21 protein-coding genes are annotated in these 18192 nt (G+C 59.2%); 2 read left to right on the forward strand and 19 right to left on the reverse strand.

Translation table 11 applies throughout. The annotated features are described in order from the left end of the window. Positions 1-3: 3 nt before the first annotated feature. Positions 4-474 carry an EF-hand domain-containing protein gene (locus I9185_RS06115; RefSeq protein WP_171631177.1) on the reverse strand — a complete coding sequence of 157 codons (471 nt, stop codon included), beginning with the start codon at positions 472-474 and terminating at the stop codon, positions 4-6. Between the two features lie 219 nt (positions 475-693). Here I9185_RS06115 and I9185_RS06120 point away from each other — a divergent pair, with 219 nt between their 5' ends. Continuing rightward, positions 694-1092, forward strand: a complete 399-nt coding sequence (locus I9185_RS06120; protein WP_171115058.1) for a DUF983 domain-containing protein — start codon at positions 694-696, stop codon at positions 1090-1092. Positions 1093-1117: 25 nt separating this feature from the next. Continuing rightward, entirely contained in the window at positions 1118-1819 is a 702-nt protein-coding gene (locus I9185_RS06125) for an NUDIX hydrolase (RefSeq protein WP_210092812.1), read from the forward strand. A gap of 10 nt (positions 1820-1829) precedes the next feature. On the opposite strand, the gene I9185_RS06130 is transcribed toward I9185_RS06125, so the two are convergent. The 18 genes from I9185_RS06130 to I9185_RS06215 form a co-directional block, all read right to left on the reverse strand. Further along, entirely contained in the window at positions 1830-3497 is a 1668-nt protein-coding gene (locus I9185_RS06130; RefSeq protein WP_210092576.1) for a ribonuclease J, read from the reverse strand. Continuing rightward, complete coding sequence (locus I9185_RS06135) at positions 3494-4273, reverse strand: type III pantothenate kinase (protein ID WP_171631173.1); 780 nt, start codon at positions 4271-4273, stop codon at positions 3494-3496. The genes I9185_RS06130 and I9185_RS06135 overlap by 4 nt, the downstream gene beginning before the upstream one ends. Before the next feature lie 11 nt (positions 4274-4284). Next, positions 4285-5034 (reverse strand): biotin--[acetyl-CoA-carboxylase] ligase, encoded by a 750-nt coding sequence (locus I9185_RS06140; protein ID WP_171631171.1) that lies wholly within the window; start codon positions 5032-5034, stop codon positions 4285-4287. Between the two features lie 54 nt (positions 5035-5088). Continuing rightward, positions 5089-6531: an NADH-quinone oxidoreductase subunit NuoN gene (nuoN, locus tag I9185_RS06145; protein WP_210092577.1), complete on the reverse strand. Its 1443-nt coding sequence runs from the start codon at positions 6529-6531 to the stop codon at positions 5089-5091. A gap of 15 nt (positions 6532-6546) precedes the next feature. Further along, on the reverse strand, positions 6547-8091 hold the full coding sequence (locus I9185_RS06150; protein ID WP_171167325.1) for an NADH-quinone oxidoreductase subunit M: 1545 nt from the start codon (positions 8089-8091) through the stop codon (positions 6547-6549). Continuing rightward, a complete protein-coding gene (gene nuoL, locus I9185_RS06155) occupies positions 8091-10241 on the reverse strand; it encodes an NADH-quinone oxidoreductase subunit L (protein WP_210092578.1) in 2151 nt (716 codons plus the stop codon). Before nuoL ends, I9185_RS06150 begins: the two co-directional genes overlap by 1 nt. Positions 10242-10247: 6 nt before the next feature. Beyond that, complete coding sequence (gene nuoK, locus I9185_RS06160; protein ID WP_005984024.1) at positions 10248-10553, reverse strand: NADH-quinone oxidoreductase subunit NuoK; 306 nt, start codon at positions 10551-10553, stop codon at positions 10248-10250. A gap of 4 nt (positions 10554-10557) precedes the next feature. Further along, a complete protein-coding gene (locus tag I9185_RS06165) occupies positions 10558-11160 on the reverse strand; it encodes an NADH-quinone oxidoreductase subunit J (protein WP_209832599.1) in 603 nt (200 codons plus the stop codon). Continuing rightward, complete coding sequence (locus I9185_RS06170) at positions 11157-11567, reverse strand: carboxymuconolactone decarboxylase family protein (RefSeq protein WP_210092579.1); 411 nt, start codon at positions 11565-11567, stop codon at positions 11157-11159. The genes I9185_RS06165 and I9185_RS06170 overlap by 4 nt, the downstream gene beginning before the upstream one ends. Continuing rightward, positions 11564-12058, reverse strand: a complete 495-nt coding sequence (gene nuoI, locus I9185_RS06175) for an NADH-quinone oxidoreductase subunit NuoI (RefSeq protein WP_210092580.1) — start codon at positions 12056-12058, stop codon at positions 11564-11566. Before nuoI ends, I9185_RS06170 begins: the two co-directional genes overlap by 4 nt. Position 12059: 1 nt before the next feature. Further along, the gene (nuoH, locus tag I9185_RS06180) at positions 12060-13097 is read right to left on the reverse strand and encodes an NADH-quinone oxidoreductase subunit NuoH (RefSeq protein ID WP_152458581.1); all 1038 of its coding nucleotides are present in this window, start codon (positions 13095-13097) and stop codon (positions 12060-12062) included. Continuing rightward, positions 13090-13308 carry a hypothetical protein gene (locus I9185_RS06185; protein ID WP_171631160.1) on the reverse strand — a complete coding sequence of 73 codons (219 nt, stop codon included), beginning with the start codon at positions 13306-13308 and terminating at the stop codon, positions 13090-13092. Before I9185_RS06185 ends, nuoH begins: the two co-directional genes overlap by 8 nt. After that, the gene (nuoG, locus tag I9185_RS06190; protein WP_210092581.1) at positions 13305-15326 is read right to left on the reverse strand and encodes an NADH-quinone oxidoreductase subunit NuoG; all 2022 of its coding nucleotides are present in this window, start codon (positions 15324-15326) and stop codon (positions 13305-13307) included. The genes I9185_RS06185 and nuoG overlap by 4 nt, the downstream gene beginning before the upstream one ends. A gap of 5 nt (positions 15327-15331) precedes the next feature. After that, entirely contained in the window at positions 15332-15736 is a 405-nt protein-coding gene (locus tag I9185_RS06195; protein ID WP_210092582.1) for a DUF5333 domain-containing protein, read from the reverse strand. A gap of 98 nt (positions 15737-15834) precedes the next feature. Further along, entirely contained in the window at positions 15835-16185 is a 351-nt protein-coding gene (locus I9185_RS06200) for a hypothetical protein (protein WP_171631153.1), read from the reverse strand. 37 nt (positions 16186-16222) lie between these two features. Further along, positions 16223-16639: an MAPEG family protein gene (locus tag I9185_RS06205; protein WP_210092583.1), complete on the reverse strand. Its 417-nt coding sequence runs from the start codon at positions 16637-16639 to the stop codon at positions 16223-16225. Positions 16640-16644: 5 nt separating this feature from the next. Next, positions 16645-17943 (reverse strand): NADH-quinone oxidoreductase subunit NuoF, encoded by a 1299-nt coding sequence (gene nuoF / locus I9185_RS06210; RefSeq protein ID WP_171631150.1) that lies wholly within the window; start codon positions 17941-17943, stop codon positions 16645-16647. Between the two features lie 12 nt (positions 17944-17955). Next, the gene (locus I9185_RS06215; RefSeq protein ID WP_171115038.1) at positions 17956-18177 is read right to left on the reverse strand and encodes a DUF5337 domain-containing protein; all 222 of its coding nucleotides are present in this window, start codon (positions 18175-18177) and stop codon (positions 17956-17958) included. Positions 18178-18192: the final 15 nt, after the last annotated feature.

Below are 18192 nucleotides of genomic sequence, written 5' to 3' on the forward strand. Positions count from 1 at the left end.
GCATCAGTTATCGCTTGTATCCGATTTTTGATGCTTTTTCTTATGGTGCCGTCCCATCCGATCTTTGGCATCGGCAAATTCCTGTTCCGAGATTCCGCCACTGTTGTCCGCATCCATCCGATCAAACATCTTGTCAGCCCGGCGCGGTTTCGGCAACTCATCCTGGCTGAGGAAGCCATCTTTGTTCGCGTCGTTGTTTTCGAACATCCTGGCAACCCGATCACTGGCTTTCTTCTGGGCGGCAGCCTGCATTTCTTCCTGGCTCAGCTTTCCATCCCCATTGGTGTCCGCCTCGGTGAAACGAGCGGTTCGGTGCGCCTCCATCTCTTGTTGCGTCACCTGACCATCGCCATCGGCGTCCAGTTCCTGAAAAGACACCGGCTCGCGGCCACCCGAGCCAGCGGCCAAAACAGAAGTACCGGTAATCGCAACCGCCGACATGACAATGGCCGAGATGAATGTAACGTTTTTCATTTCCGTTTCCTTTTGTTGACGCGGCCCGAGTGCCGCCGCTCATACCCATTCAAACGGGCCGCGCCAGGAATTCCGTCGCTGAATTCGATATTATTTTTGAAAGGTTCGGGACCGCCCCAAGACGAGGTGCCGGGCAGACGTTGCAAAGCGACGCACCCCCCTTTTAAATTTCCACGATCAGGCCCATTATCCGCAAAAGATTACTGCGCGAGTTACATTATGACGGATCAGACGATCGAGACGACCTCTGAAGATGAGCGTGAGACATGGCCAGCCCTGGTCAAGGGGTTTCGCTGCAAATGCCCCAACTGCGGGGAAGGCAAGCTGTTGCACAGCTATCTCAAGGTCAATGACTCCTGCTCGAACTGCGGGCAGGAGTTGTTTCACCATCGCGCAGATGATGGGCCCGCCTACCTGACAATCCTGCTGGTCGGCCACCTGCTGGCGCCTGCTCTGCACGTGTCGTACGTGCATTGGCGGCCCGATCCGTGGACGATGGCCATCGGCTTTTCCGTCGCCTGCGTCGCCCTGTCCCTGTACCTGTTGCCACGCCTGAAAGGTGCAGTGGTGGCGTATCAGTGGGCACGCCGCATGCATGGCTTTGGAAAAACCGCGTGACCCGACCCAGTTGACCAGTTTGGACATGACACCCGACAAAACCGCCATCCGGGACGCAGCAACGGTTATCGTGCTGCGGGACAGATGGACAAACCCCTCGATCCTTATGGGGCAGCGCGGGTCCAAAGCGGCCTTCATGCCGAACAAGTTCGTCTTTCCCGGTGGCGCGGTTGATCCGGCTGACGCGGATGTTCCATTGGCAACGGATTTGCCGGATCTGTGCTTTGAACGTTTGGGCGAACAGGCCGAGCCGGGGATTCAACGCGCCCTCGCCGCGGCCGCCATACGCGAGCTTTGGGAAGAAACCGGTCTTGTTCTTGGCCAGCCGGGCACATGGCCCGGTCATGTCCCTGACGATTGGCAGAGCTTTGCCGCGTTGGGTTACCTGCCAACTGCCGCTGCGCTTCAGTTCGTCTTTCGCGCGGTAACTCCGCCTGGCCGGCCCCGCCGGTTTGATGCGCGGTTCTTTCTGGTCGACGCCGACGCTCTGCAAGGTGATGTGGATGATTTCAGTCACGCCTCGGATGAGCTGTCGCACCTGCAATGGGTGCCACTGGATCGGGCACGGGATCTGGATCTGCCGTTTATCACCGAGGTCGTTCTGGCGGAAATAGCGGCCCGGGTTACGTCCCCCGAGCCGCCATCGTCGGTTCCATTCTACAAAAACAACGAAGAAGCCAACCTGTTCCTGCGTCTCAGGGGCTATCCGATGCCAACCCACGACTGACGGATCGGTTTCACCGCATCCGGCTGACCACCACCGTCACTTCGGGCTTTTTGCCAATTTCGGCTTTGGCTGTCTGCCGCACGATGCGGCGCATTTCTTCTTCCAGCTTGTCGTCATCGCGCAGGGTCTTGGCGGCGGCCCGCATCAGGAACTGGTTCAGGTCCTCTTCCAGAACTTCGACCAACGCGGCACGGGACGTGCCGGTTTCGGGCAGCCCCATGGTATCGCACCACGGCTCGCCCAGCGGTTCGTCTTCTTCGTCCAGAACCACCGTCACCGTAACATGGCCGTTCAAAGCCATGCGGATACGATCCCGCACCACGCCGTCAAGGGCACCGATCTTCACTGTACCGTCCAGATATGTGCGACCGGTTTCAACATAATCGACGACTACAGGCGCATTGCCGCTGAGATCCAGCATGGTTCCGTTCACCGCCAGCACTCCGGTTCTGCCGCCCTGCTCTGCCAGTTTGACATGCTCGCGCAGGTGCCGGTGTTCGCCATGCATCGGGATCACGAATTGCGGATCGGTCAGTGCATGCACTTTCTCGAGGTCCGGCCGGTTCGCATGGCCCGAGACATGATAGAGGCCCGAACTGTCATCGACGACATCCACGCCCTTTTCGCTGAGCTGGTTCATGATAAAGATCACGCCCCGCTCGTTCCCGGGAATGGTTTTCGAGGAAAACAGGAACAGATCGCCTTCGGCCAGCTCCAGACCACGGTACTTGCCACGGGCCAGTTGGGCGCTTGCGGCCCGTCGTTCCCCCTGGCTGCCGGTCACGATCAGCATCAGGTTCTGGCGCGGAAGGTCCAGAGCCTCTTCGGCGCTGATCACCTTTGGAAAATCCGCAAGAATACCGGTTTCGGTCGCGGCTTCGATCATCCGACGCATCGCGCGCCCCAGCAGAACGACGGAACGCCCGGCCCGCGCACCTGCTTCGGCCAGCGTTTTGACCCGCGCGACGTTTGACGCAAAGGTGGTCGCCACGACCATACCTTCCGCGCTTTCGACCAGCTTGACAATCTCGGGGCCAACTTCGGATTCTGAACGCCCCGGATGGGTCGAAAACACATTCGTACTGTCACAGACCAGCGCCTTGATGCCGGGCTTGGCAACCTCGGCCCACAGGTCAGGGTCAAAGGCCTCTCCAACGACGGGTGCAGCATCCAGCTTGAAGTCGCCCGAATGCACGACACGCCCTGCGGGTGTGTCGATGACCAGTGCGGCACTTTCGGGAATCGAGTGCGAAACAGGAAGGAAGCCAACCGTGAACGGCCCGACGGACACCTGTTCAGGCCAGGCGGAAACAGTCGTGACCGCCTCGGTCGGGTGCGCGTGTTCTTCCATCTTACGGCGCGCGATATTGGCCGTGAAGGCGCGCGCATAGACCGGCGCGCCCAAAGCTTCATAACAATGGGCCACGGCACCGACGTGGTCTTCATGGGCGTGCGTGATGAAAACACCATCCAGCCGGTCGGCACGCTCTTTCAGCCAAAAGATATCGGCATGGATAAGGTCAACGCCCGGCGTTGTGTCCATATCAGGAAAAGTGACGCCCAGATCCACAAGGATCAGGCGTTCCTTTCCCGGTTCACCGTAGCCGTACGCATAGGCGTTCATGCCAATTTCGCCCGCGCCACCCAGCGGCAGGTAGATCAATCTTTCACTGCTCATACGGAGCCATTATCCTTGTTGTAGCGATGGATCACGGTCAGGCCGTGCATCGTCAGATCATCTTCGATTGCGTCGAACCCCACGTCGGCCTGATCGAACAAGGGGGCCAGCCCTCCGGTTCCAACGACTTTCATCGGCATTCCATACTCGGCCTTGATCCGGGCGATCAGCCCCTCGATCAAACCGGAATATCCCCAATACACGCCCGATTGAATACAACCAACCGTATTTGTACCGATCACCTTCTCGGGACGCGTGATGTCGATATGCGGCAGTGCGGCTGCGCCCTGATGCAAAGCCTCAAGGCTGAGGTTCACACCCGGAGCGATAACGCCCCCCACATAGGCACCGTCCGCGGCGACAACGTCGAAATTTGTTGCGGTACCAAAGTCCACGACAACCACATTGCCACCATGGCGGTCAAAAGCGCCCACGGCATTGGCCAGTCGATCCGGGCCGGGCACCGTGCCTTCATCCACACGCGGCGGGACAGGCAACAGGCAATCGGGCTTGCCCACAACCAATGGTCTGCAACCAAAAAAGCGATCGGCAAAGATGCGCAGGTTGAACACGACACGTGGCACGGTCGAGGCAATGATGACATCCGAGATATTCGCCTCGATCCCATAATGTTTCACCAGCGTCGAATACCAGGTGAAATACGCGTCTGCCGTGCGCGCATGGTGGGTCGAGGTGCGCAGGGTGCACAGAAATTCTTCACCGTCCCAGATCGAGAAGACGGTATTGGTATTGCCGCAATCGATGGCCAGAAGCATCCGCGCCCCTCTCAGAAATAGACATCCGCCGCAGGAATGCTCACGCGGCCTTTGGCGGTGTTTAAGACAAGGTTACCACCTGCGTCCACCGTTTCGAAGGTACCAACCGTTTCTGACGTACCGGTCCGCGCGGTGATGACCTCGCCCAACCGGGCCGCGCGGGACAGCCAGGCAGTGCGGATCGGTTCGAACCCATAGGTGACGAATTGGGTTTCATACCCGGCATAGGCCGCGGCCAGTTCGGTCAGAAAATCCTCGGGCGAGACATGTGCCCCGGTTTCCGAAAGAAGTGAGACGGGACGAACCGCGCCGGGCTCTACCGCGTCCGCATCCGGGGCATTGGCCAGATTCACTCCGATGCCGATGGACAGATGCGCCACGCCATGCCCCTGCCCCGTGCTTTCCAGCAGGATACCGGCAAGCTTGCCGCCGTTCAGCAGCACGTCATTGGGCCATTTCAGCGACAGTCCGGCAGCCCGCCCGGTAACGGCGACACACGCGTCAAAAAGGGCCAGCGCCGCCACGAAACTGCGCAAAGCCGCCTGTTCCGGCGCGCCCTGAGGACGCATCAGCAAGGTCGCCGCCAGGTTGCCCATCGGGTTGGCCCAGCTTCGTCCGCGCCGCCCGCGCGCCGCCGTCTGGTGATGCGCCATGATCCAGACGGGACCACGCGCATTCGGAGCAATCCGCGCCGCTTCATTCAGCGTGCTGTCGACTTCCTGCACCTCGTGCAGGCCATAGCCTTGGGGCCATTTTGTCATATCAAAAAGGCCCGGTCGCGCGACCGAGCCCCTCTTTCCGGATGTGTGAAACGATCAATTGACAAGCGTGGCCGCCGCGGCAGCTGCCGCGCCCTCGACGCCGAACTGATAGAAGATGCCGACCAGCATTAGGGCCGCAGACCCCATCAATGCCACCCACAGAACAGGGGTCGACCGGGTTTCGATCGGCTCTTCGTTCTCGGCCCCGAAATACATGTAGAACACGATCCGCAGGTAATAGAAGGCACCGATGACCGAAGCGATGGCCGAGACGACGACCAGACCGGTCAGACCCGCACTGACGCCCGCCTGCCAGACGCCGAATTTCGCAAAGAAACCAAGCATCGGAGGCACGCCCGCCAGGCTGAACATCAGGATCAGCACCGCCAGCGCCTTGCCCGGATCACGCTTGGAGTATTGCCGCAGAGCGTCAATATCGGTGATGGGTTTGCCGTCACGTTCCATCATCAGAATGAAGGCGAAGGTGCCGATATTCATGGTCACGTAGATGGCCAGATACATGAGCATGGCCTTGATACCCAGCTCGGTACCAGCGGCCAGGCCAATCAGCGCATAGCCCATATGGGCAATCGACGAAAACGCCATCAGTCGCTTGATGTCGCGCTGCCCGATCGCGGCCACGGCCCCCAGCAACATCGACAGCACGGACAGCAGGACAATCACTTGCTGCCAGTCTTTGACAATGCCGCCGAACGCGTCATGCAACAGGCGCGCGAACAACGCCATCGCCGCAACCTTGGGCGCCGTGGCAAAGAAAGCCGTGATCGGTGTCGGAGACCCCTCGTAAACGTCCGGCGTCCACATATGGAACGGTACGGCCGAGACCTTGAAGGCCAGACCTGAGATCAGGAAGATCAGGCCAAACAGCAGCCCCAACGAAACATCGCCATGGTGAACTGTCTGGATGATGCCCGAGAACAACGTGGTGCCGGTGAAGCCATAGACCAGCGACGCGCCATAAAGCAGCAGACCCGAGCTCAGCGCACCCAGCACAAAATACTTCAGACCTGCCTCGGTCGATTTCGCGCTGTCACGACGCAGAGCGGCCACGACATAGAGCGACAGCGATTGCAGCTCGAGCCCCATGTAAAGCGACATCAGATCGCCTGCGCTGACCATCATCATCATCCCCACGGCGGCCAGTGCCACCAGCAAAGGATATTCAAAACGCAGCAGATCGCGGCGCGCCATGTATTCCTGGCTCATGACCAGTACTGCACCCGCCGACAAAAGGATAGCAACCTTGGCAAAGCGGGCAAAGCCGTCATCGACGAACATGCCGTTGAAGGCCACGTTTGTACCCCCGCCCTGAGTTGCAATCCAGATTGCCAGAAGGGCCATAAGACCTGCCGTGGTCCAGACCAGCAAAGGCGCTAGTCCGTCCTTTGTCGTGTAGACAGCCCCCAGCAGCGCCGCCATCGCATAAAGCGCCAGAACGACTTCCGGCAGGATGATTGTCAGATCAGCCTGGATCATGTCTCCAAAGCTCCCTTAATGCGAAGCGGCTGTCTGGGTCGCAGCCTCAGCCGCGGCCAGAGCCGTGTCATAGTTCGAAATCAGAGCCGCTGTGGATTGCCCGATTACATCGGTCACCAGCGACGGGTAGACACCCAGCAGGATGGTCATCACGATCAGCGGGGCGAAGATCAATCGCTCGCGCGAGCTCATGTCGGTCATCGCCTTAAGGCTTTCCTTGATCAGATCGCCAAACACGACCCGGCGGTAGAGCCACAGCGCATAAGCCGCCGAGAAGATCACACCGGTCGCTGCCACCGCCGTTACCCAGGTGTTGACCTGGAACGCGCCCATCAGGGTCAGGAATTCACCGATGAAGCCACTGGTGCCCGGCAGGCCCACATTGGCCATTGTAAACAACATAAAGACCAGCGCGTAGGCTGGCATCCGGATCACCAGACCGCCATAAGCCTCGATATCGCGGGTGTGCATCCGGTCATAGATCACGCCAACGCACAGGAACAGCGCGGCCGAGATGAACCCGTGGCTGAGCATCTGGAAGATCGCGCCATCGATGCCCTGCTGGTTTGCCGCGAAAATACCCATGGTCACAAAGCCCATATGCGCGACCGAGGAATAGGCGATCAGTTTCTTCATATCCTCCTGCACCAGCGCCACCAAAGAGGTATAGACAACCGCGATGGCAGACATCCACAGCACCAGATCGGTCATCACGGCCGAACCCACCGGGAACATCGGCAGGCTGAACCGCAGGAAGCCATAGCCGCCCATCTTCAGAAGGATCGCGGCCAGTACGACCGATCCCGCCGTGGGCGCCTGAACGTGGGCGTCCGGCAACCAGGTATGCACCGGCCACATCGGCATTTTCACCGCGAACGAGGCAAAGAAGGCCAGGAACATCAGGGTCTGCATGCCACCGACAACATAGATGCCCAGCACGCTGAAGCCCTCGGACGAGAACTGGTGCGTCATCAGCGCGGCAATGTCCGTGGTGCCCGCATCCGCATACATTGCAACCATGGCGACCAGCATCAAGACCGAGCCGAGGAAGGTGTAGAGGAAGAACTTGAAGCTGGCGTAGATCCGATCCTTGCCGCCCCATATCCCGATGATCAGGAACATCGGAATAAGACCCGCTTCGAAGAACAGGTAGAACAGTACCAGATCAAGCGCCATGAAGACGCCCAGCATCAGCGTTTCCAGCAGCAGGAAGGCAACCATGTATTCCTTGACACGGTCCGTGACATTCCAGCTGGCCAGAATGGTCAGCGGCATGATGAAGGTCGTCAGCAGAACGAACAGGACACTGATGCCATCAACACCCATCTTGTATTTGAGGCCCATCAGCCACTCACCCTCTTCCACCATCTGGAAACCGGGGTTCGACGGGTCAAAGCCTGTATAGATGCCGATGGAAACCAGGAAGGTCACAGTGGTGGCCAGCAGAGCAATCCACTTGGCGTTCCGCTGTGCCGCCGCATCGTCACCTTGCAGGAACAAGGCCAGAATGCCTGCGGCGATGGCGGGGATAAACGTGACGATCGAAAGGATATAATCCATTACTGGGCCCCTCCGCCGATCGACATCCAGGTGACAAGGGCCGCGATGCCCAGCACCATCCAGAAGGCATAGGTAAAGATGTACCCGGTCTGCGCCTTGCCGGCGAGGCGGGTGAAGAAGGGAACAACGCCCATTGCTACTCCGTTCAGGAAGCCATCGATTGTATTGCCGTCACCGCGTTTCCACAGGAAGCGGCCAAGCGCCACAGTGGGTTTTACGAAGACCGCATCGTAGATTTCGTCGAAATACCACTTGTTCAGAAGGAACAGGTACAGCGGACGCTGATTTGCAGCCAGACGTGCCGGCAGCGACGTATTCACGATGTAGAACCAATAGGCCACGACAAAGCCAAGCAACATGGCGACGAAGGGTGAAACCTTGACCCATTTCGGAGCCGCATGCGCATCGTCCAGAACATGGTTGTCCGGCGCCATGTAAAGCGCGCCCTCGCCGGGCTGGCCCGCAAAGACATAGTGATGATCGCCACCCTTTGCATCCTTCTCACCATGACCTTCATCGGCATGACTGTCAGCCGCGTGGCTTTCATCCGCATGGCTGTCTTCACCGTGCGAAGCATCCGCCGCCGCATGATCACTGGCCTCGGCATGTTCTGACGCTTCGGCAACCGGAATACCGTAGAACTTGCCGACCTTGTCCGCATGGCCAAAGAAATTGCCATACCAGATCATCCCGGCAAACACCGCACCCAGCGACAGAACGCCAAGCGGCACCAGCATGGTCATCGGGCTTTCATGTGCGTGGTCATGCGTATGCTTGTCGCCACGCGGTTTGCCATAGAAGGTCAGGAAAATCAGACGCCAGCTATAGAACGAGGTGAACATCGCCGCGATCACCAGCATCCAGAAGGCGTAGCCGGTTCCGCCCGCATAGGCGCTTTCGATGATCGCGTCTTTAGACAGGAACCCGGCAAAACCGATTGTGGTAAGCGGAATGCCGACACCTGTGATGGCCAGCGTTCCGATCATCATTGCCCAGAAGGTGTAAGGGATCTTTTTGCGCAGACCGCCATATTCCGTCATCTCCTGCTCGTGATGCATGGCGTGGATCACGGAACCGGCACCGAGGAACAGCAGCGCTTTGAAGAAAGCGTGCGTGAACAGGTGGAACATCGCCGCCGAATACATGCCGACGCCCGCGGCCACGAACATGTATCCCAGCTGGGAACAGGTCGAATACGCAATGACGCGCTTGATGTCGGTCTGTACCAGACCCACGGTCGCCGCGAAGAACGCTGTCGAGGCCCCAAGGAAAGTGATGAACCCGGTCGCACCCGGCGCGAACTCCATCAGCGGCGACATGCGGCAGACAAGGAACACGCCCGCTGTCACCATGGTGGCCGCGTGGATCAGGGCCGACACCGGCGTCGGGCCTTCCATCGCGTCCGGCAACCAGGTGTGCAGGATCAGCTGCGCGGATTTACCCATCGCACCGATGAACAGCAGAACACAGATCACCTCGACCGCGGTCCATTCGCCCCACAGGAAATGCAGCTTTTCTTCTGCAAGCGCGGGTGCCGATGCGAAAATGTCCGAAAAGTTGATGCTGTCGGTCAGGAAGAACAGCGCGAAGATGCCCAGAGCAAAGCCAAAATCGCCCACACGGTTGACGATGAACGCTTTCATCGCCGCAGCATTTGCCGACGGCTTGCGATAGTAGAAGCCGATCAGCAGATACGAGGCAACACCCACGCCTTCCCAGCCAAAGAACATCTGCACAAGGTTGTCCGCCGTCACCAGCATCAGCATCGCGAAGGTAAAGAAGGACAGATAGGCAAAGAAACGCGGCTTATAGCTTTCGCCTTCGCGCCATTGCGGGTCGTGATCCATGTAGCCAAAGCTGTAGAGATGCACGAGCGCCGAAACCGTGGTGACCACGATCAGCATGATGGCGGTCAGCCGGTCCAGACGGATGGCCCACGAGGTCGAGAGCGACCCGCTTTCGATCCAGCGCATGATCTCGATCTGTTGTGTGTGCCCGTCGAACGAGAAGAACACGAGCCATGACAGCAGACAAGCCAGAAACAGCAGGCCCGTGGCCGTCCACATGGCGGCTTTCTCGCCAATGAACTTCCAGCCGAACCCGCAGAGCAGCGCGCCCACCAGCGGGGCAAAGAGGATGGTGGTTTCCATGTTCCCTTACCCCTTCATCATATTGACGTCTTCAACCGCGATGGTGCCGCGGTTGCGGAAGAAGCAGACCAGAATGGCCAACCCGATCGCCGCCTCGGCCGCCGCCACGGTCAGAACGAACAGCGTAAACACCTGCCCGACCAGATCGCCGAGGAAACTGGAAAACGCCACGAGGTTGATATTCACCGCCAGCAGCATCAGTTCGATGCTCATCAGCAGGATGATGACGTTCTTGCGGTTCAGGAAGAGACCGAAGATGCCGATGACGAACAGCGTCGCCGCGACCGTAAGATAGTGTTCAAGTCCGATCATGGTCTCAAAGTCCCTGCCCCGGTTTTACGTCCTTCAATTCCATCGCCTTGGCCGGGTCGCGCATCATCTGGCCGACGATGTCCTGACGCTTGATGTCCTGACGGTGGCGCAGCGTCAGAACGATGGCGCCGATCATGGCCACCAGCAGGATCAGACCCGCAAGCTGGAACAGAAGGAAGTATTGATCATAAAGGATGACGCCCAGCGCCTCAGTGTTGTGGCGGTCCGCTGGCACTGGTTGTGCCAGATTGGCCGCGGCACCCTGTGCGCTATCCCATGCCCCGAAGGCCATGACGAACTGCATCAGGATGACCAGACCGATCAGCAGGGCCAGCGGCATATAGCGCGCCATTTCGGCCTTGAGCTCGGCAAAGTCCACGTCCAGCATCATCACCACGAACAGGAACAGCACCGCGACCGCGCCGACATAGACGATTACCAGCAGCATCGCCACGAACTCGGCCCCCAGCAGCACGAACAGCCCTGCAGAGGACAGAAACGCCAGGATCAGCCACAGCACCGAGTGCACTGGCTGGCGGCTGATCACCGTGAACAGCCCGCCGGTAATGGCGCTGATGGCAAACAGGTAGAAGGCAAAGACGGTCATTGATCCTCATCCTCGTTGTCGTCCATGACCTCTTGCGCCAGATCCAGCGCGCGGGTCATGGCCGGGATGCCGGCAAAGACCGACATCTGACCGATCGTTTCCACGATCTCTTGTTTCTTGGCACCCGCCTCCAAAGCGTGGCGCACGGTCTGACGCACCGCCGAATCCGCCTGCGCGCCCTGGCAGGTCAGCCCGGCCAGCGTCAGCAGCAGGCGGGTCTTGGCATCCAGCCCGTCCTTGTTGACGGTGTTGCCGAACATCATCTCCATGACCTCTTTCGGCATGGTCGGCCACAACGCCTCGAACCCCTTGGGCGAGAAATTCTCCATCGCCGGGTTCATCGCCTTGGCCATGTCCTGAGCCTGCTTCATCATCAGCTCGAACGGATTTGTCGGGCTGTCACTCATCGGTAAGGCGCGTCCAGTTCCAGATTGCGGGCGATCTCGGCTTCCCAGCGATCGCCGTTGTCCAGCAGTTTCTGCTTGTCATAGAACAGCTCTTCGCGGGTTTCCGTTGCGAATTCGAAATTCGGGCCTTCGACGATGGCATCGACCGGGCAGGCTTCCTGACAGAAGCCGCAATAGATGCACTTGGTCATGTCGATGTCATAGCGCGTGGTGCGGCGGCTGCCGTCCTCACGCGGTTCAGCGTCGATGGTGATGGCTTGGGCCGGGCAGATCGCCTCGCAGAGTTTGCAGGCGATGCAGCGTTCCTCGCCATTGGGATAACGGCGCAGGGCGTGTTCACCCCGGAAGCGCGGAGATAGCGGGCCCTTTTCGTGAGGATAGTTCACCGTGGCCTTGGGGGCGAAGAAATACTTCAGCCCCAGTTTCATGCCTACCCAGAAGTCTTGCAGAAGGAAGTATTTGGCAGCGCGGGTATAGTCGATTTGGGTCATATCAGCCTCCTACGCTCCAACGGGCAAATGCGCCCCAGAACCAGTCGAATTTCGCCGCAAAGGCCACGAAAACCACCCAAGCCAGCGAGAATGGCAGGAACACTTTCCAGCCCAGCCGCATCAGCTGGTCATAGCGGTAGCGGGGCGTGATCGCCTTGACCATTGCGAAGATGAAGAAGAAGAACGCCATCTTGGCCACCATCCACAGAACGCCGTCCGGCAGGCCCGGGATCGGGGACAGCCAGCCGCCGAAGAACAGCAGAGAGGTCAGCGCGCACATCAGGAAGATGGCGATGTATTCGCCTGCCATGAACAGTAGGAAAGGCGTGGCCGAATATTCGACCTGATAACCGGCGACCAGTTCCGATTCCGCCTCGGGCAAGTCAAACGGTGGTCGGTTGGTTTCGGCCAGGGCCGAGATGAAGAACAGGAACACCATCGGGAAATGCGGCAGCCAGTACCAGCTGAAGAAGCCGAACGAGCCGTCCTGAGCGCGCACGATGTCGCCAAAATTCATCGAGCCGGTCGAAATGATCACACCGATGATGATCAGGCCGATCGAAACCTCGTACGAAATCATCTGCGCGGCCGAGCGCAGCGAGCCCAAGAACGGGTACTTTGAGTTCGACGCCCAACCGCCCATGATCACGCCATAAACCTCGAGCGAGGACACCGCGAATACATAGAGGATCGCGACGTTGATATCCGACAGAACCCAGCCATCGTTGAACGGGATCACCGCCCAGGCGATCATCGCCAGAACGAAGGATGTCAGCGGTGCGAGGATAAAGACCGTCCGGTCGGCGCCCGCAGGAATGACGACCTCTTTCACCACATATTTCAGGGCATCCGCCACCGATTGCAGTAAGCCATAGACGCCCACCACGTTGGGGCCTCGGCGCATCTGGACAGCGGCCCAGATCTTGCGGTCCCCGTAAACAAGGAACAACAGTGAAATCATCACAAAGGCAACAACGGCAAGCACTTGCGCCAGAATGATGATGGCTATTCCGCCTGGGGTGTTAAAGAATTCAGCCATTGGTCCTCACACCGTGGGTATTCCGTTTTCCGCGCGCGATGCAAAGGCCAGAAGCCTGCGCAAACTGCGGCTGGGTCGGCGCGTTGGTGTAAACAGCATCTGCCGCCATTGCGCCACCCTTAATATTCGGTTTCACACGCAAATCAGGCGCGGCCAACTGCCGCCCGGCACCGGATGCGCCGATCTGCGATATGAAAATGGTCTGGGTCATTCCGCCGCGATCTTCTCGGATTTGCGGGCCTGCGCCTGTGCCGAAAGCTCGGCCATCAACTGTGAAGCCCGTGCGATCGGGTTGGTCAGGTAGAAGTCCTTGATCGCATAGCGGAAAGCTGCGTTGCCCAGAGTACCGGCGTCGAGAGCTTTCACATCGTTCTCGATCACTTCGTCGATACGGGCCAGATGCGGAACCGCCTCGATCAAGGCCGTGCGCAACTGTGCCAGAGAGTCGTAGGGCAGTGTTGCGCCCAGTTCGGCCGACAAGGCGCGCAGGATGGCCCAGTTTTCCTTCGCCTCACCCGGCGCAAAACCGGCCCGCATCGCCAGTTGAGGGCGACCTTCGGTGTTTACGAACACGCCGTTTTCCTCGGTATAGGCCGCGCCTGGCAGGATCACATCGGCGCGGTGTGCACCCCGGTCACCATGGCTGCCCTGATAGATCACAAAGGCGCCTTCGCCGATCTCGACCTCATCCGCACCAAGGTTGTAGATCACGTCGGCGGCGCTGATCGCGTCCATTCCGCCTTCGTTCGTGGCACCCACATCCATCGCACCAACGCGCGATGCCGCAGTGTGCAAAACGATCAGACCACTTTCTGTATTGGCCGCGATGGCTTGCGCAGCAGCCAGCACGGCGGCGCCGTCCGCTTCCTGCAAAGCGCCCTGACCGATGATGACCAACGACCGTTTTCCCTTGATCTCATCATCTCCGCCCATGTCGACAACTTTTTGCAGCGCTGTTCGATCATCGCCAACATGCTGATACTCATATGTCAGATCGACCGCAGGACCGACCAAAGCGACTTCGGCCCCATGCGCCCACGCCTTGCGGATGCGCGCGTTCAGGACAGGCGCTTCGTCACGTGGGTTGGTACCGATCAGCAGGATACGTTCCGCGGTGTCGATATCTTCAATCGCGGCGGTGCCAGCGTAAGCGCCACGATTGCCCGCCGGAAGCTTTACGCCATCGGTACGGCATTCGACAACACCACCCTGCCCTTCGATCATCTGTTTCAGCGCAAACGCCGCCTCGACCGGAGCCAGATCGCCCACGATACCGGCGGGTTTCTCGGCGCCTTTCAGCGCCTCTGCTGCCTTGGTCAGCGCCTCGGACCATGAGGCCGGGCGCAGCTTGCCGTTTTTACGGACATAGGGCTTGTCCAAACGCTGACGGCGCAGGCCATCCCAGACAAAGCGGGTCTTGTCGCTGATCCATTCCTCGTTCACGCCGTCATGATTGCGCGGCAGGAAACGCATGACTTCACGGCCTTTGGTATCGACGCGTATGTTCGATCCCAACGCATCCATCACATCGATGCTTTCGGTTTTGGTCAATTCCCACGGACGTGCAGTAAAGGCGTAGGGCTTGGAGGTCAGCGCCCCGACAGGGCACAGATCGATGATGTTGCCCTGCAAATTCGAATCCAGCGTCTGGTTCAGATACGAGGTGATCTCGGCATCCTCACCGCGCCCGGTCTGACCCATCTGAGTTATCCCGGCAACTTCGGTGGTGAAGCGCACGCAGCGCGTGCAGCTGATGCAGCGGGTCATTGCGGTGCCAACCAGCGGGCCAAGATCCAGATCATCGACCGCCCGCTTTGCTTCCTTGAAGCGGGATCCGGACATGCCATAGGCCATCGCCTGATCCTGAAGGTCGCATTCGCCACCCTGATCGCAGATCGGGCAATCCAGCGGATGGTTGATCAGCAGGAACTCCATCACGCCTTCGCGGGCCTTTTTGACCATGGGCGAGTTCGTCTTGACCACCGGGGGTTGACCTTCAGGCCCCGGACGCAGGTCACGCACCTGCATCGCGCAGGAGGCCGCAGGTTTCGGCGGCCCGCCGACGACCTCGACCAGGCACATCCGGCAATTGCCAGCGATCGACAGACGCTCGTGATAACAAAAGCGCGGCACTTCGACCCCGGCTTGTTCACAAGCCTGGATCAGGGTCATCGCGCCATCGACTTCGATTTCCTGTCCGTCGATATTGATCTTGCGGAGGTCAGACATGGCTTTCAATTCGCCCTCAAATAAACGCCAATGGCGCTGTTTCTTTGGATTTCTTTCTGCCCCAGAGTGCAGAATGTGTTGGGGTTGTCATAGGTCACGCCATTCGAAGCCAGATACGCCTCGCCCTTGGCGCGCATCCGGTCTTTTTCAGCATCCGATTCGACGTAAGAGCGGATTTCGGTGTCCGTATACCCCAGTTTGTTCGCCTTGGAGCGCAGCCCCCACATCACACTGATCGCTTTCAATCGACGCCCGCTGATCGAGGGGCAATATTCCGAAATTTCATTTGCGATCGCGATGTAATAGAGTTCGTCGTCGATCTCTTTGACATCCCTCAAGGGCGGCTTCGCATTTGCAACGGCAGGCAATGTGACCAAGGTAGCCAGCGCAAGTGATTTGGCAATAGACATGGATTTTCCCTTCGTTTTGGACGCACCAAAACGAACCGGTCCGGTCTTGCTAGGCAATAGCGGCCGGCAATCCGTGTCGTGATATGCAAAACCGCGCGTCATGGCCGTTGGCATTTTCCCGCAAAGGTCAATTGATCATCACTGATGCGCAGGTTTTGCGGTTCGGTGTCCGGCCCCACTTTCCAATCGATCCGCGAAGACCCGAAATTCTGCACGCAAAACTTGGTTCCTTCATGACGGCCGGCCTCACGTGCGCCGTCCAGCGATGCGGACGCACCCTTTACCACAACGGTAAAGTCCGTTGGCGATGCTTTCTTGTCGACCGCCTTCGCCTTTGCCTTGAACGCTTTTCCATCGAACAGAATACGATCTTCCGACGGCTTGATGATGCCGCAGGCGGACACGCTTGCCAGTGCCAGCAGGACTACAAGGGTTCTTGAGGCCTTCATACTATCCCTCTTCGTGTTCTCATCTGCCGGGACGCCATCAGAAAGCCGCCACCAATGCCATAAGCCCAATCACAAACATGCAGGCCCAGCCCAATACATACAGCACGGACCGAAGGCCACTGTTCGGCTTGCCTATGCCTTTGATGTGCACCACCAGCATCACCAACCGCGCAACCAATGCGACAGACGCCAGCAGATTGACCCAGACCGGGCTGACGCCCAGCAATACCGCCGCAGTCACAACAGCCACAAACGCCGGAAGCGTTTCCGTTCCGTTCAGATAGGCCCGGTTCAGTCGATAGGCCTGGTCGGAATAGTCCTGCTCAGGGGTCGCCCCAGGCGCGAGGCCTTTGCCCTGCTTGGCCAGCGCTGAAAACGGGGCCAGGAACAGAACCACCAGCGTGAAAAGCACAACCGATGAAATCGCGTGGCTGTATTCTGCAAACATGTCCATCCCGATCACTCCGCCGCCATCGCACCCATACGGCCCGATTTCTGAGCCTTGATGCGGTCTTCGATTTCTTCACGGAAATTCCGGATCAGGCCCTGGATCGGCCAGGCGGCCGCATCGCCGAGCGCGCAGATCGTGTGACCTTCCACCTGTTTGGTCACATCAAACAGCATGTCAATCTCTTCCAGCTCGGCCTCGCCGCGCACCAGGCGGTCCATGACCCGCATCATCCAGCCAGTGCCTTCGCGGCAGGGCGTGCACTGGCCGCAGCTTTCGTGTTTGTAGAATTTTGACAGGCGCCAGATCGCCTTGATGATGTCGGTGGACCTGTCCATCACGATCACCGCCGCCGTTCCAAGCCCAGAGCCGAGATCGTTGCGCAGATAATCGAAATCCATGATCGCGTCGCGCATGTTCTCACCGCGCACACACGGAACCGAGGATCCTCCGGGGATCACGGCCAGCAGATTGTCCCAGCCACCGCGAATGCCGCCGCAATGGGTCTCGATCAGCTCCTCGAAGGAAATTGACATCGCCTCTTCCACGACGCAGGGGTTGTTGACGTGACCCGAGATCGCAAACAGCTTGGTGCCCGCGTTGTTCTGGCGGCCGAAACCTGCGAACCAATCCGCCCCACGGCGCAGGATCGTAGGTACGACGGCGATGGATTCGACGTTGTTCACGGTCGTCGGGCAGCCATACAAACCCGCACCTGCCGGGAACGGCGGCTTCATCCGCGGCATGCCCTTTTTACCTTCGAGGCTTTCAATCAGCGCGGTTTCCTCGCCACAGATATAGGCGCCCGCCCCGTGGTGCAGAAATAGGTCGAAATCCCAGCCCGAGCCCGCGGCATTCTTGCCCAGCAGACCCGCGTCATAGGCCTCGTCAATCGCGGCCTGCAACGCCTCGCGTTCGCGGATGTACTCACCACGCAGGTAGATGTAGCAGGTGTGGGCATTCATGGCGAAAGACGCGATCAGGCAGCCCTCGATCAGCGTATGCGGATCATGGCGCATGATCTCGCGGTCTTTGCAGGTGCCGGGTTCGGATTCGTCCGCGTTGACCACCAGATAGGACGGGCGCCCGTCGCTTTCCTTGGGCATGAACGACCATTTGAGACCGGTCGGGAAACCCGCGCCGCCGCGTCCGCGCAGCCCGGAATCCTTCATCGTCTGGATGATCCAGTCGCGCCCTTTATCAATCAGGCCAGCAGTGCCGTCCCAATGCCCGCGGGCCTGCGCACCTTTCAGCGTGCGTTCATGCATCCCGTAGATGTTGGTAAAGATCCGGTCCTGATCCTTCAGCATCGCGTGTTACCTTCAGCTGTCCTGACGCATGCGCCAGAGTTGAAAAATGTTGACGCCCGCATAGATGAATCCCGCCAGAGCGGCGAAATCAAACAGCAGCGCATGCCGGGTTGTCAAACCCAGCGCGGGGCCAATGAACAGGTTCATCGCAAGCCAGATCAGCATGGTCACGGCGATGACCACCCCGATATGTCGGCCCTTGCGGGCTATGGCCTGTTCCTTGTCCTTGTCCATCTTCCCCCGAAGCCC

The sequence above is a fragment of the Ruegeria sp. HKCCSP346 genome (assembly GCF_017872595.1).
In the GTDB taxonomy this organism is placed as follows: domain Bacteria; phylum Pseudomonadota; class Alphaproteobacteria; order Rhodobacterales; family Rhodobacteraceae; genus Ruegeria.

Coding starts and splice junctions, on each gene's coding strand:
- I9185_RS06130 (WP_210092576.1), bottom strand. CDS start 3,497: ATGAGCAGTGAAAGATTGATCTACCTGCCGCTGGGTGGCGCGGGCGAA.
- nuoG (WP_210092581.1), bottom strand. CDS start 15,326: ATGTCTGACCTCCGCAAGATCAATATCGACGGACAGGAAATCGAAGTC.
- I9185_RS06165 (WP_209832599.1), bottom strand. CDS start 11,160: ATGACCGTCTTTGCCTTCTACCTGTTTGCCATCAGCGCCATTACCGGC.
- I9185_RS06150 (WP_171167325.1), bottom strand. CDS start 8,091: ATGGATTATATCCTTTCGATCGTCACGTTTATCCCCGCCATCGCCGCA.
- I9185_RS06140 (WP_171631171.1), bottom strand. CDS start 5,034: ATGACAAAATGGCCCCAAGGCTATGGCCTGCACGAGGTGCAGGAAGTC.
- I9185_RS06185 (WP_171631160.1), bottom strand. CDS start 13,308: ATGACCCAGACCATTTTCATATCGCAGATCGGCGCATCCGGTGCCGGG.
- nuoF (WP_171631150.1), bottom strand. CDS start 17,943: ATGCTGAAGGATCAGGACCGGATCTTTACCAACATCTACGGGATGCAT.
- I9185_RS06115 (WP_171631177.1), bottom strand. CDS start 474: ATGAAAAACGTTACATTCATCTCGGCCATTGTCATGTCGGCGGTTGCG.
- I9185_RS06125 (WP_210092812.1), top strand. CDS start 1,118: ATGACACCCGACAAAACCGCCATCCGGGACGCAGCAACGGTTATCGTG.
- nuoK (WP_005984024.1), bottom strand. CDS start 10,553: ATGATCGGACTTGAACACTATCTTACGGTCGCGGCGACGCTGTTCGTC.
- nuoL (WP_210092578.1), bottom strand. CDS start 10,241: ATGGAAACCACCATCCTCTTTGCCCCGCTGGTGGGCGCGCTGCTCTGC.
- nuoI (WP_210092580.1), bottom strand. CDS start 12,058: ATGACCCAAATCGACTATACCCGCGCTGCCAAATACTTCCTTCTGCAA.
- I9185_RS06170 (WP_210092579.1), bottom strand. CDS start 11,567: ATGAGTGACAGCCCGACAAATCCGTTCGAGCTGATGATGAAGCAGGCT.
- I9185_RS06195 (WP_210092582.1), bottom strand. CDS start 15,736: ATGTCTATTGCCAAATCACTTGCGCTGGCTACCTTGGTCACATTGCCT.
- I9185_RS06135 (WP_171631173.1), bottom strand. CDS start 4,273: ATGCTTCTGGCCATCGATTGCGGCAATACCAATACCGTCTTCTCGATC.
- nuoN (WP_210092577.1), bottom strand. CDS start 6,531: ATGATCCAGGCTGATCTGACAATCATCCTGCCGGAAGTCGTTCTGGCG.
- I9185_RS06205 (WP_210092583.1), bottom strand. CDS start 16,639: ATGGACATGTTTGCAGAATACAGCCACGCGATTTCATCGGTTGTGCTT.
- I9185_RS06120 (WP_171115058.1), top strand. CDS start 694: ATGACGGATCAGACGATCGAGACGACCTCTGAAGATGAGCGTGAGACA.
- I9185_RS06200 (WP_171631153.1), bottom strand. CDS start 16,185: ATGAAGGCCTCAAGAACCCTTGTAGTCCTGCTGGCACTGGCAAGCGTG.
- I9185_RS06215 (WP_171115038.1), bottom strand. CDS start 18,177: ATGGACAAGGACAAGGAACAGGCCATAGCCCGCAAGGGCCGACATATC.
- nuoH (WP_152458581.1), bottom strand. CDS start 13,097: ATGGCTGAATTCTTTAACACCCCAGGCGGAATAGCCATCATCATTCTG.